The sequence below is a fragment of the Nocardia testacea NBRC 100365 genome (assembly GCF_000308775.1).
In the GTDB taxonomy this organism is placed as follows: Bacteria; Actinomycetota; Actinomycetes; order Mycobacteriales; family Mycobacteriaceae; genus Nocardia; species Nocardia testacea.
The window spans coordinates 1-12,045 of sequence record NZ_BAGJ01000074.1; the positions used below are offsets into that span (position 1 = coordinate 1).

A 12,045-nucleotide genomic window follows, 5' to 3' on the forward strand; every position below is an offset into this window, starting at 1 on the left:
ATACTTTCAAGGTAGGGGACCCATTCGTGGGTCCCCTACCTGCATTTCTGCCTATGGCGATCCGGCCCGTAAACTTGGTGTGAGCACGATTCCACCATTGTCGGCGGTTCGACCGTATTGCCATCGTGCTCTATTGATCCGATCTGGTAACCGAGAGAGGGACCCGCCGTGCCGGAACAGAACAATGGCCGGAAGCCGTTCCGGCGCAATTCTTCCGGGCCCGACGCCGGCTTCCGCCGTGGCGAGGGCGCCGGTGACGGCCGGCGGTCGGGCGGTGGTTCCGGTGATACCGGCCGTTCGGGTGGCCGTGGCGGTTTCCGCCGAGACGATGACAATCGTGGTGACGCCCGCCGTGGTGGCGAATCGGGCGACAGGGGCGCGGGGCGCGGGCGTACGGGGTCCGGTGATACCGGATTCGGTGGCGACCGCTCTCGGGGCCCGCAGCGGGCCGATCGCAGCGGCCGCGAGGAACGGACCGGAGCTCCGGGGCAGCGTGAACGCGGTGCCGACCGGGCAGGAGGCCGTCCGGCTTTCCGCGCCGAAGGTGCCCGATCGAACTGGGAGGACAACCGTTCGCGCGGTGTACGGCCGCAGTCGCGTCCGGACGGGGACAAGCGGGAGTACGGAACGCGCGAGCGCGGCGACTTCCGGTCACAAGGGCGTTCTTCTTCCGGCGATACCGATCGCGGCCGGGACAACCGTGGCGCCGGGCGTGCGGACAGCCGAGGTGGTGCGGACGATTCCCGGTTCGGCGGCCGTCCGGCAGAGCGGTCCGCTCGCGGCGCCGACGATCGCCGCTTCGGCGGAGGCGGCCGGCCCGATCGCGGGGACCATGAACGTCGGTCCGGCGGAGGCGGCGGGTCCGATCGCGGGGGCGATGAGCGTGGTTTTGGTGGGCGCGCTGGGTTCGAGCGGGAGACCGATGAGCGTCGTTTCGGCGGACGTGGTGCACCCGACCGGGGCGACCGTGGAGGCGACCGGCCGCGCCGGGACCGCGGCGGTTCGGCCGAGCGCGGCGGTTCGGGATTCGCCCGCGGTGGCGAGGCCGGCGGGCCCCGGCGTCGTGGTGGTGAGGGCGGGGGTCGTGGAGCCGATCGACGGCCGCCGCGGCCGGACGAGCCCGATCTGCCCGACGAGGTCCAGGCCGGTGATCTCGATTCCTCGATCCGGCGGGACCTGCTGAGCCTGGACAAGGGCAATGCGGAAACCGTCGCCCGGCATCTGGCGATGGCCGTGCAGGTTCTCGACGACGATCCGCAGCTCGCGTTGGCCCATGCGCGGGCCGCGCGGCAGCGGGCGGGACGAATCGCCGTCGTGCGGGAAACCGCCGGGGTCGTCGCCTATCACGCCGGGGAATGGGCCGAAGCCCTGTCCGAGCTGCGCGCGGCGCGCCGGATGGCGGGTGGGTCCGGTCTGCTCGCGGTGATGGCGGACTGCGAGCGCGGTCTGGGCCGGCCCGAACGCGCGATCGAGATCGGCCGCAGCGACGAGGGCCGGGCGCTCACCGGCGACGAGGCCATCGAACTGCGTATCGTGGTCGCGGGCGCGCGGATGGACCTCGGCCAATACGACCAGGCCGTGGTGACCCTGCAGACCTCCGACCTGGACCCGTCACGCACCGGTTCGGGTCCCGCCAGGCTGTTCTACGCCTACGCCGACGCGCTGGTCGCGGCCGGGCGCACCAATGAGGGACAGACCTGGTTCTTCAACGCGGCCGCCGCGGACCTCGACGGCGAAACCGATGCCGAGGAGCGCGCGGCCGAGCTGACCGGCGAAGCCTGACCGGCTCTCAGGGCCGGGTGACCGACCAGTTGAGCTCGGTTCGCAGATCGGCCGGGTCCATCTGGGGGTTCGGCTCGGTGAGGTAGACCTCCCAGCGGTCGGCGCCCGGGACCAGACCCTGTTCGGTGATCCAGCCGTGCAGGCGGTCCCAGGTGACGCCCAGCGCGTCGAACGCGCCGAAGTGCACCACCCGGGCGATCCGTCCCGCCGGGAGCACCCCGGGGACGACCTCGCCGTCGGCCCTGATCCGCCGATCGACGGGGAACCCCACTTCCAGCTCCGTGGCTTCCTCGGAGGCGGTCCCCCACCGGGAGAGCGCCGGGCCGGTGATCACGGCGTTCTGCGCGGCGATGGCCGGTGGAAGGATGCCGAACGAGCTGTCGAAGAACGTGATCGTCTGCGCCGGCGTCACTCGGCCGCGCACCACGGCAGTGATCGTTTCGGCGATTTCGAGCAGTTCGGGTTCGGCTGTGCGGTCGGCCGGGTCGGCTGTCACGGCTCTCCTCGGTAGTGGTCGGGTGGTCGCCGCAGTGCGGCCTCTCGCCGGTTCCGACGGATCGTGGCGCGGGAATTCATCGGCGGCCGCGCACCGTGTTCGGCGCGAAACGGAGGCGGCGAGCGGGGCCTGTCGTGCGGGTGCGGAGACCACATGGCCGGGTATCGGCCCGGACGCCGGCAGGGCAGGCCACCGAAACCGTATGGGCGCTGGGAAGCGGCTGGGTGTCCGGGGCGTCGGGGGCAGGACGTAGGGTCCGGGTGTGCGGGAAGCGAGTGAGACGCGGTTGCGGGACAGGTACGAGGCGCTGCTGCTGGATCTGGACGGGACGCTGTACCGGGGCGCCGACGTGATCGACGGCGCGCCGGCGGCGCTGGCCGGTGGGGCGCAGCGGCTGGTGTACGTCACCAACAACGCGAGCCGGGCGGCCGCGAGTGTGGCGTCCCATCTGGCCGAGCTGGGATATCCGGCGGTGGAGGCGGATGTGGTGACCAGTGCACAGGCCGCGAGCAGGTTGCTGGCCGAGCAGCTGGCACCGGGATCGGAGGTACTGGTCGTCGGTTCCGAGGATCTGGCCGCGGAGGTCAAGACGGCCGGTCTGCAGCCTGTGCGCCGGGCCACGGAGACGGTGGCGGCGGTCGTTCAGGGACATTCGCCACAGACGGCCTGGCCCGATCTGGCGGAGGCGGCCTACGCGTTGCGGGCGGGGGCGGTGTGGGTGGCGGCCAACACCGATCGCACGCTGCCGAACGAGCGCGGGCTCGCGCCGGGGAATGGGGCGATGGTCGCGGCGCTGCGGGCCGCCACCGATCTGGATCCCGTGGTGGCGGGCAAGCCGTATCCGCCGCTGCTCGAAGACGCCGTGGTGCGGGCGGGTACGCGGGCGGCGCTGGTCGTGGGCGACCGGCTCGACACCGATATCTCCGGGGCGCAGAACGTGGCCCTGGATTCGCTGCTCGTACTGACCGGGGTCAGTACTGCCGGCGAACTCACCGGGCTTCCGGAAGAGCAACTACCCACCTACGTCGCCGGCAGTCTGGACGCCCTGGGACAACCGCCGGTGCCGGGTCTTGTCGCCCCGCAGGAGGTGTCCGCGCGACTGCGGGCGCACCCGGGCCGGGCGTTGACGGTGCGCGCGCCCCGTTCGGAAATCCGATAGCGTTGAGCCCACGATGACTACCCCGAATCCCCGCCCGCACACTCCCGGCACCGCCCGCTCCGGGGTGCCGTTGCCCGGTCGGCATCTGCCCGGGACCGCCGGGCACGGTGAACCCGCCGACCCGGAGCGGATCCGCGCCGAAGTCCGCGCTCTGCTCGCCGAACTCGGGCCCGTACCGGATACCGGGGGCGAGGCCGGGGACGATTCCGTCGGCGCCGATCTGGCCCGCCGTGCGCACATCCTGGATCAGGCACACGAGGTGCTGGTGCAGGCGCTGGCCACGGTGGACAAGATCTGAGGTGGCCAGGCGGGCGCGGGTGGACGCGGAACTGGTCCGCCGTGGTCTGGCGCGGTCACGGGAACACGCGGTGGAGTTGATCGGCGCCGGGCGGGTGCTGATCAACGGCACCGTCGCGGTGAAACCGGCGACCGCGGTGGAGACCGGTACCCCACTGGTGGTCAAGGAACAGGTCGACGAAGTGGCCTGGGCCTCGCGCGGGGCGCACAAACTGCTGGGCGCGCTGGAGGCGTTCGAACCGCGGGGGCTGGCGGTCGCGGGTCGGCGCTGCCTCGACGCCGGGGCGTCGACCGGCGGCTTCACCGATGTGCTGCTCAGCCGGGACGCACGCGAAGTGGTCGCGGTCGATGTGGGCTACGGCCAGCTGGTGTGGCGGTTGCGTACCGACGACCGGGTGCGGGTGCATGACCGGACCAATGTGCGCAGCCTGACCGCCGCCGATATCGGCGGGCCGGTGGAGCTGGTGGTCGCCGATCTGTCGTTCATCGCGCTGACGCTGGTGCTGCCCGCGCTGGCGGGTTGCGTGGGGCCGGGCGCCGATCTGCTGCCGATGGTGAAACCGCAGTTCGAGGTCGGCAAGGATCGGGTGGGGTCCGGCGGGGTGGTGCGGGATCCGCGGCTGCGGGCCGAGGCGGTGTGCTCGGTCGCCGCGGCTGCCGCGGAGCTGGGGTTGCACACCCGGGGTGTGGTGGCCAGTCCATTGCCCGGCCCATCCGGCAATGTCGAATACTTTCTGTGGCTGCGCCGGGACGAGTCGGCGGGTTACACCGCCGACGAGGTGGGGGAACTGGTGCGGCGGGCAGTCGAGGAGGGGCCGCAGTGAACACGGAGGCGTCCCGGCCGCGGGAGATCCTGCTGGTTTCCCATCCCGGGCGGGCCGAGATCAGCGAAACGGCGCATCGGGTCGCGAAGATCTGCGCGGAGGCCGGAATCGGGTTGCGGGTATTGGCCGACGAGGCCTACAGCACCCGATTCGACGCCGATACCGAGCCGGTCGCCGACCCCGGCGGTTATCCGGTGCAGGTGGTCGCCCACGAGCCGGGCGCGGCGCTGGGTTGTGAGATGGTGCTGGCGCTCGGCGGCGACGGCACCCTGCTGCGCGCCGCGGAACTGGCCCGGCAGGTGACGGTCCCGGTCCTGGGTATCAACCTGGGGCGGATCGGATTTCTCACCGAGGCCGAGGCGGAGAACCTGGACGAGGCGCTCGCTCAGGTTGTCCGGCGCGACTACCGGGTCGAAGAGCGGATGACCCTGGATGTGAACGTCCGGCTCGACGACGAGATCATCGAACAGGGTTGGGCGCTGAACGAGGCCAGTATCGAGAACGCGGCCCGGATGGGTGTGCTCGAGGTGGTGCTCGAAGTCGATGGGCGACCGGTCTCGTCCTACGGGTGCGACGGAATTCTTGTCGCCACCCCTACCGGTTCCACGGCGTATGCTTTTTCCGCGGGCGGCCCGGTGGTGTGGCCGGAACTGGAAGCGCTGCTGGTGATTCCGAGCAACGCGCACGCACTGTTCGCCCGCCCCCTGGTCACCAGCCCGGATTCACGGATCGCGGTCGAATCCGTTGCCACCGGCCACGATGCGATAGTTTTCCTGGATGGCAGGCGCACCCTCGCATTGCCGCGGGGCGGCCGGGTCGAGGCGGTCCGGGGTGCCGAGCCGGTGCGGTGGGTGCGGTTGGATTCCGCGCCGTTCGCGGACCGGATGGTGCGCAAGTTCGAGCTGCCGGTCACGGGTTGGCGGGGCCGGCGGCGAACGGAGGGCACACGTGCTGACAGAGATAAGAATTGACGGACTGGGCGTCATCTCGACGGCCACCGCGCAATTCCACGAAGGGCTGACTGTGCTCACCGGGGAGACCGGAGCGGGCAAGACGATGGTGGTCACCAGTCTGCACCTGCTGAGCGGCGCGCGCGCCGACGCCGGGCGGGTCCGGCTCGGCGCGAATCGCGCGGTGGTGGAGGGACGGTTCACGCTCGACGAGGTGAACGAGTCCGCGCGCGCCGAAGCCGAAGCGGTGCTGGAAGCGGCCGCGGCCGTCGCCGACGACGACGGCACGGTGATCGCGATCCGCACGGTCGGCAGCGACGGGCGGTCCCGGGCGCATCTGGGCGGTCGTGGCGTACCGGCCTCGGTGCTGGCCGATTTCACCGCGCCGATGCTCACCGTGCACGGCCAGAACGACCAGTTGCGATTACAGCGGCCCGAACAGCAGTTGCACGCGCTGGACCAGTTCGCCGACGCGACGGTCGGCCCGCTACTGCGGGATTACGTCGAAAGCCGTCGTACCTGGCTGGACGCCCGGAACTCCCTGCTGGAGCGCACCGCGCGCGGCCGGGAGATGGCGGCCGAGGCGGAACGGCTCACCCAGTCGCTGGCCGAAATCGATGCCGTCGCACCGGAGCCGGGGGAGGACGAACGCCTGGTGGCCGAGATCCGGCGGCTCAGCGATCTGGATTCGTTGCGGGAGGCGGCGGCGACCGCGCACGAGGCGCTCGCCGGTCCGGCCGACAATCCCGGAGAAGGGGTTGGGGCGCTGGACGCGCTCGGTGTCGCCCGCTCCCGGGTGGAGGGCGCCGAGGACCCGGCGTTGGCGGCGCTGTCGCCGCGGCTGGCGGAGGCGATCGCGGTGGTGGTGGATCTGACCACCGAGCTGAGCGGTTATCTGTCGGATCTGCCGTCGGATCCCGGCGCGCTGGAATCCATGCTGTCGCGGCAGGCCGAGTTGAAGTCGCTGACCCGTAAGTACGCACCCGATATCGACGGGGTGATCGCATGGGCCGACGAGGCGCGGACCCGGTTGGATTCGCTGGATGTCTCGGAGGAGACGCTCGCCGCGCTCACCGCCGAGGTCGAGGCGGCGGCGGAGCGGGTGCGTGCCGCGGCGATGAAACTGTCGCAGGCGCGGACCGCGGCGGCGGGTGATCTGGCGGCGGCGGTGACCGAGGAGCTGAGCGGCCTCGCCATGGGCAAGGCACGGCTGGAGGTGGAGGTGCGGCCGCTGCCGGCCGGGGCCCAGGACTCCGCGCCGCTGCTGATCGACGGCGTCGAACTGCATGCGGGCCCGGCCGGGGTGGACGAGGTGGAGTTCCGGCTGGCCGCGCATTCCGGTGCGCAGTCGCTGCCGTTGAGCAAGAGCGCGTCCGGTGGCGAGCTGTCCCGGGTGATGCTGGCCCTGGAGGTGGTGCTGGCCGGTGCCGAGCACGGGGCGACCATGGTCTTCGACGAGGTGGACGCGGGTGTCGGCGGCCGTGCGGCGGTGGAGATCGGACGGCGGCTGGCCCGGCTGGCGCGCACCCACCAGGTCATCGTGGTGACGCATCTGGCGCAGGTGGCGGCCTTCGCCGACACCCATCTGGTGGTCAACAAATCCGATGACGGCGAGGGCGCCGTGAATTCGGGGGTGCGGGCGCTGACCCAGGACGAGCGGATTGTGGAGCTGGCCCGCATGCTGGCCGGGCTCGACGATACCGAGACCGGTCGTGCGCACGCCTGGGAGTTGCTGAACACCGCCCGTGCCGAGCGGATGGCCGCGTACTGACCGGTGGCCGGTCCGGTACGTGGTGCGGGGTTGGGCGCCGCTGCGTGGGAGTCGTGGGCACCACCCGGCTCGCCGGGCGGGAGCCCCAGCGCTCCGGCGCGGGCCGGGTCGCGCTGAGCCGGCCCGCGGCCCAGTCCTCGTACCCGAACGCTCGGCCATCGCGGCGCGCGGTGGCGGCGACAACAGTGACGGGGCGAAGCGAGCGAAAGCCCCAGGCGGCGCACGCCGCGCTACGAGTGCGGCCTGTGGAGTTCGTCGAAGGTCGAACCCGCGCCGCGACGGGTTTCGGTATCGGCTACCGGTCCGCCGGCGGGAGCCGACCGGTACCTCGCCCGGGCAGTAGCGGCGGCGGGCGGCTCCGGCTGATCCCGGAAGGTCAGTCCACGGCTTTGCGCGCGGCGGAGATGAACTGGTTGATCAGGCCTTTGAGGCCGATTTCGAGCACTTTGGCCGGAACGGGGAGCGAGGGGTCGGAGGTCATCGTGTAGGTGACCCGGGTGCCGTTGTCGGCGTCGGCGAAGGTGATGACGCCGGTATGGCTCTTCACCGGCGCGCCTTTGACGATCTTGTACTCCATCCGCTCGTCCGGGACCAGCGTGGTGATCTCCTCGACCACGCCGACCGGGCCGATACCGATCTTGTGCCGGGCGCCGACGCCCTCTCGTTCGGTGGTGCCCGGTGTGACGAGCGTTACGTTCACCGCAAGAAACGGATTGATGCTCTCGCGGTCGGCGAACAGCCGGTACACGGTCGCGCGCGGGGCGGCGATCACGGTATCGACGGTGGTGCTGGCCATGGAGACTCCTCTTCGTGTAGCTGTCCCGGGCAGCTTACGGCGTACGGCAGGGGATTTCCGTGTCACGACGGACCGACTCGGTGCGTTTGATAACCGTCTGATAGCCGTCGGGTATCGACTCGCGGCGTGTCTCCACCAATGGTTGAGGGTTTGCGACGATCATCGCTGCATGAGGATGCTGGCGCTGCTGTCGAAGAATTCCGAGACGCTGCCCGGCCGGACCGGCACCGCCCGGGTCGACCGCGATACCCGGCGGCTGCTCGATCGAGTGGAACCCGGTGATATCGCGGTCCTCGACGAAATGGACCTGGACCAGGTCACCGCCGATCGGCTGCTCGCGGCCGGGGTGGCGGCGGTGGTGAACGCCTCGCCGTCGATCTCGGGGCGCTATCCCAATCCCGGGCCCGAACTCCTGGTGGCCGGCGGTGTGCTGCTGCTGGACGCGGTCACCTCCGACGCCTTCGACCGGATCAGGGACGGCGCGAAGGTGCGCATCGACAGCGGTGTCGTCTATGCCGACCGCATCACCCGCCGGGAACCCGAGGTGCTGGTCGAATGCCTCGAACTCGACGAAACCGCGGTGGCCGACCGGCTGTCGGAAGCGCGCAACGGTCTGGCCGGCCATCTCGAATCCTTCGCCGCCGGCACCCTCGAATTCGTCCGGACCGAATCGTCGCTGCTCATGGACGGTATCGGGGTGCCGGATCCGGATCTGGACCTGAACGGCCGGCAGGTGGTGGTGGTCGGTGACGGGCCCGGCCATGCCGAGGATCTGAAAAAGCTCAAACCGTTCATCAAGGAGTACGCCCCGATCATGATCGGGGTGGGGTCGGGTGCGGAGGCCGTCCGGCGCGCGGGCTACCGGCTGGACCTGATCGTCGCCAACCCCGAGCAGCTCCCCGCCAAAATTCTCACCGGCAATGCCGAACTGATCGTGCCGGCGGAACTGGACGGTTACGCCGAGGGGCTGGACCGGGTCAAGGAGCTGGGGATCGGCGCGATCACCTTCCCGTGCTCCGGGACGCCCGCGGACCTGGCGCTGCTACTCGCGCATCACCGTGGCGCCGCGCTCATCGTCACCGCGGGCGCGCCCGCGTCGCTGGAAGAATTCTTCGATCGGTGCCGCCGGGACAGCAACCCGGCGACATTCCTGACCCGTCTGAAAGTCGGGGGCGCGATCATGGACGCCACCGCGGTGGCCACGCTCTACCGGAGCCGGGTGCCGGGGGCGCTCATGGCGCTGCTGGTGCTGGCGGCGCTGGTCGTGCTGATCGTGGCGGTGCTGGCCGCCGGTCACGGGAGCGAGATCCTCGCCCCGGTGCAAGACCTGCTGCATCGCGCGGATCTGTGGGTTCGGGAGACGATCGGCCGGCCCGGGGCGAGCTGAGGGCCGCGGCCGGCTTCCCGGCGGGCGGCGCGGTCACCGGCCGGTCCGCGCAATCACGCAGCATTGTGCGCAGCGGACGGTGCGGCGACTCCGGTCCGCGAAACTGTGAGAGAAGTGGCCGGTGGTGCGCCCGGGGCAGGGGTGGCCGGATGGTGCGCGCCACCGCGCGCGCGGCGCCGGGCGAATACGGCGATCGGGTGGTTAACCGGGAGTGGCGGTCGATCGTCGCCCGGGTTTCGTGTTACCGTGAAGACCCGTGGGTCATACACGGATTCAGGCGCGGGCAGCCACCAAGCATATTTTCGTCAGCGGTGGCGTCGCCTCCTCACTCGGTAAGGGTCTCACCGCCTCCAGCCTCGGTCAGTTGCTGACCGCGCGGGGGCTACGGGTCACCATGCAGAAACTCGACCCCTATCTGAACGTCGATCCCGGCACCATGAATCCGTTCCAGCACGGCGAGGTGTTCGTGACCGAGGACGGGGCCGAGACCGACCTCGATGTGGGGCACTACGAACGCTTCCTCGACCGGGATCTCTCCCGGGACGCCAACGTCACCACCGGTCAGGTGTACTCGTCGGTGATCGCCAAGGAACGGCGCGGCGAATACCTGGGCGATACCGTGCAGGTCATCCCGCACATCACCGATGAGATCAAGGCCCGCATCCTGGCCATGCGCGGACCGGACCTGCAGGGGCAGGAACCGGATGTGGTGATCACCGAGATCGGCGGCACGGTGGGCGACATCGAATCGCAGCCGTTCCTCGAGGCGGCTCGGCAGATCCGCCACGATGTCGGCCGCGACAATGTCTTCTTCCTGCACGTGTCGCTGGTCCCGTACCTGGCGCCCTCGGGCGAGCTCAAGACCAAACCCACTCAGCACTCGGTGGCCGCGCTGCGCAGTATCGGTATCCAGCCCGACGCGCTGATCCTGCGCTGCGATCGTGAGGTACCGGCCGGCCTGAAGAACAAGATCGCGCTGATGTGCGACGTGGACGTCGACGCCTGTATCTCCACTCCCGACGCGCCGTCGATCTACGACATTCCCAAGGTGCTGCACCGGGAGGCCCTCGATGCCTACGTCGTGCGCAAACTCGGGTTGCCGTTCCGGGACGTGGACTGGACGATCTGGGGTGATCTCCTCGACCGCGTCCACGCGCCGCGGGAGACGGTGGAGGTCGCGCTGGTCGGTAAGTACGTGGATCTGCCCGACGCCTATCTGTCGGTCACCGAAGCGCTGCGGGCCGGTGGTTTCGCGCACCGGGCCAAGGTGAAACTGCGCTGGGTACAGTCCGACGATTGCGAGACGCCGGCCGGTGCGCAGGCCGCCCTGCGCGATGTGGACGCGGTCCTCATCCCCGGCGGATTCGGGATCCGGGGGATCGAAGGCAAGGTCGGAGCCATCCATCACGCCCGCACCCGGGGGCTGCCGTTACTCGGGCTGTGCCTGGGCCTGCAGTGCATGGTCATCGAGGCGGCGCGGTCGGTGGGTCTGACCGACGCCAACTCCGCCGAGTTCGAACCGGAGACCGAACACCCGGTCATCTCCACCATGGCCGACCAGGAACAGGCGGTGGCCGGGGAGGCGGACCTGGGCGGCACCATGCGGCTCGGTGCCTATCCGGCGGTCCTGGAGAAGGGGTCGGTGGTGGCCCGCGCCTACCACGCCACCGAGGTCTCCGAACGGCACCGGCACCGCTACGAGGTGAACAACGCCTATCGCGACAAGATCGCCGCCAGCGGGCTGCGGTTCAGCGGTACGTCCCCGGATGGTCATCTGGTGGAGTTCGTCGAACTGCCCGCCGATATCCATCCCTTCTTCGTCGGCACCCAGGCCCATCCGGAGCTGAAGAGCCGGCCCACCCGGCCGCATCCGCTGTTCGCCGAACTGATCGCCGCCGCGCTGCGGTACAAACTCGCCGAACGGCTGCCGGTCGACATCCCCGGCGAAGAGGAACTGGCCGGTACCTCCGAGCGGGTGTCGTGACCCCCGCGAACCCGGCACCCGGCAGTCACGCCTTCGCGACGGTCGACAGCCGGCTCGTGTACTCGGGCGCGATCCTGGCGCTGCGGGTGGACCGGGTGGAGATGCCGGACGGGCGGGTCGTGGAACGTGAAGTGGTCGAACACCACGGCGCCGTCGCCGTGGTCGCGGTCGACGATGACGGCCGGGTGGTGCTGATCCGCCAGTACCGTCATCCGCTCGGCGAGCGGCTGCTCGAACTCCCGGCCGGCCTGATCGATATCCAGGGCGAGGATCCGCTGGCGGCCGCCCGCCGTGAACTCGCCGAGGAAACGGGGCTGGCCGCCCGGGACTGGTCGGTACTGGTGGATGTCGCCCTGTCGCCGGGTTTCACCGACGAGGCGCTGCGGGTGTATCTGGCGCGCGGGCTCAGCGACACCGAGCGACCGGACCCCGAACACGAGGAAGCCGACCTGGAACTGGTGCGGATGCCGGTCGCCGAGGCGGTCCGCGCGGCGCTGGCCGGGACGATCGTGAACGCCACCGCCGTCGCCGGTCTGCTGGCGTTGAGCGCGGCCGAGGCCGCCGACCTGCCGTTGCGGCCCGCCGACGCGCCGTGGCCG

The 12,045-nt window shown here is 70.7% G+C and carries 10 protein-coding genes and 1 pseudogene; 9 read left to right on the forward strand and 2 right to left on the reverse strand.

Annotation, left to right across the window (positions count from 1 at the left end; translation table 11 throughout):
- Positions 1 to 819 precede the first annotated feature (819 nt).
- Positions 820 to 1,782 (forward strand): annotated as a pseudogene (locus tag ON38_RS09330) (hypothetical protein); the annotation flags it as partial.
- Between the two features lie 7 nt (positions 1,783 to 1,789).
- Here the strand turns inward: ON38_RS09330 and ON38_RS09335 are convergent.
- The gene (locus ON38_RS09335) at positions 1,790 to 2,278 is read right to left on the reverse strand and encodes a GyrI-like domain-containing protein (RefSeq protein ID WP_039824053.1); all 489 of its coding nucleotides are present in this window, start codon (positions 2,276 to 2,278) and stop codon (positions 1,790 to 1,792) included.
- A 262-nt stretch (positions 2,279 to 2,540) separates the two neighbouring features.
- On the opposite strand from ON38_RS09335, the gene ON38_RS09340 reads away from it, so the two are divergent.
- Genes ON38_RS09340 through recN form a run of 5 tightly spaced genes read left to right on the forward strand, consistent with a single transcriptional unit; the run spans position 2,541 to position 7,279 of the window.
- The gene (locus ON38_RS09340) at positions 2,541 to 3,437 is read left to right on the forward strand and encodes an HAD-IIA family hydrolase (protein ID WP_039824054.1); all 897 of its coding nucleotides are present in this window, start codon (positions 2,541 to 2,543) and stop codon (positions 3,435 to 3,437) included.
- 13 nt (positions 3,438 to 3,450) lie between these two features.
- On the forward strand, positions 3,451 to 3,735 hold the full coding sequence (locus tag ON38_RS09345; protein WP_039824055.1) for a hypothetical protein: 285 nt from the start codon (positions 3,451 to 3,453) through the stop codon (positions 3,733 to 3,735).
- A gap of 1 nt (position 3,736) precedes the next feature.
- On the forward strand, positions 3,737 to 4,558 hold the full coding sequence (locus ON38_RS09350; protein ID WP_039824056.1) for a TlyA family RNA methyltransferase: 822 nt from the start codon (positions 3,737 to 3,739) through the stop codon (positions 4,556 to 4,558).
- The gene (locus ON38_RS09355; protein ID WP_039824058.1) at positions 4,555 to 5,529 is read left to right on the forward strand and encodes an NAD kinase; all 975 of its coding nucleotides are present in this window, start codon (positions 4,555 to 4,557) and stop codon (positions 5,527 to 5,529) included. The genes ON38_RS09350 and ON38_RS09355 overlap by 4 nt, the downstream gene beginning before the upstream one ends.
- On the forward strand, positions 5,507 to 7,279 hold the full coding sequence (gene recN, locus ON38_RS09360; protein ID WP_039824064.1) for a DNA repair protein RecN: 1,773 nt from the start codon (positions 5,507 to 5,509) through the stop codon (positions 7,277 to 7,279). The genes ON38_RS09355 and recN overlap by 23 nt, the downstream gene beginning before the upstream one ends.
- Positions 7,280 to 7,655: 376 nt before the next feature.
- Here recN and ON38_RS09365 read toward each other — a convergent pair whose 3' ends face one another.
- Complete coding sequence (locus tag ON38_RS09365; RefSeq protein ID WP_039824059.1) at positions 7,656 to 8,075, reverse strand: SRPBCC family protein; 420 nt, start codon at positions 8,073 to 8,075, stop codon at positions 7,656 to 7,658.
- Positions 8,076 to 8,244: 169 nt separating this feature from the next.
- On the opposite strand from ON38_RS09365, the gene steA reads away from it, so the two are divergent.
- The 3 genes from steA to ON38_RS09380 all read left to right on the forward strand — a co-directional run.
- The gene (steA, locus tag ON38_RS09370; RefSeq protein ID WP_039824061.1) at positions 8,245 to 9,462 is read left to right on the forward strand and encodes a putative cytokinetic ring protein SteA; all 1,218 of its coding nucleotides are present in this window, start codon (positions 8,245 to 8,247) and stop codon (positions 9,460 to 9,462) included.
- Positions 9,463 to 9,718: 256 nt separating this feature from the next.
- Positions 9,719 to 11,446 carry a CTP synthase gene (gene pyrG / locus ON38_RS09375; RefSeq protein ID WP_039824062.1) on the forward strand — a complete coding sequence of 576 codons (1,728 nt, stop codon included), beginning with the start codon at positions 9,719 to 9,721 and terminating at the stop codon, positions 11,444 to 11,446.
- Positions 11,443 to 12,045: NUDIX domain-containing protein (locus ON38_RS09380; protein WP_039824063.1), on the forward strand; the 603-nt coding region annotated here is incomplete at its 3' end. The genes pyrG and ON38_RS09380, both read left to right, overlap by 4 nt.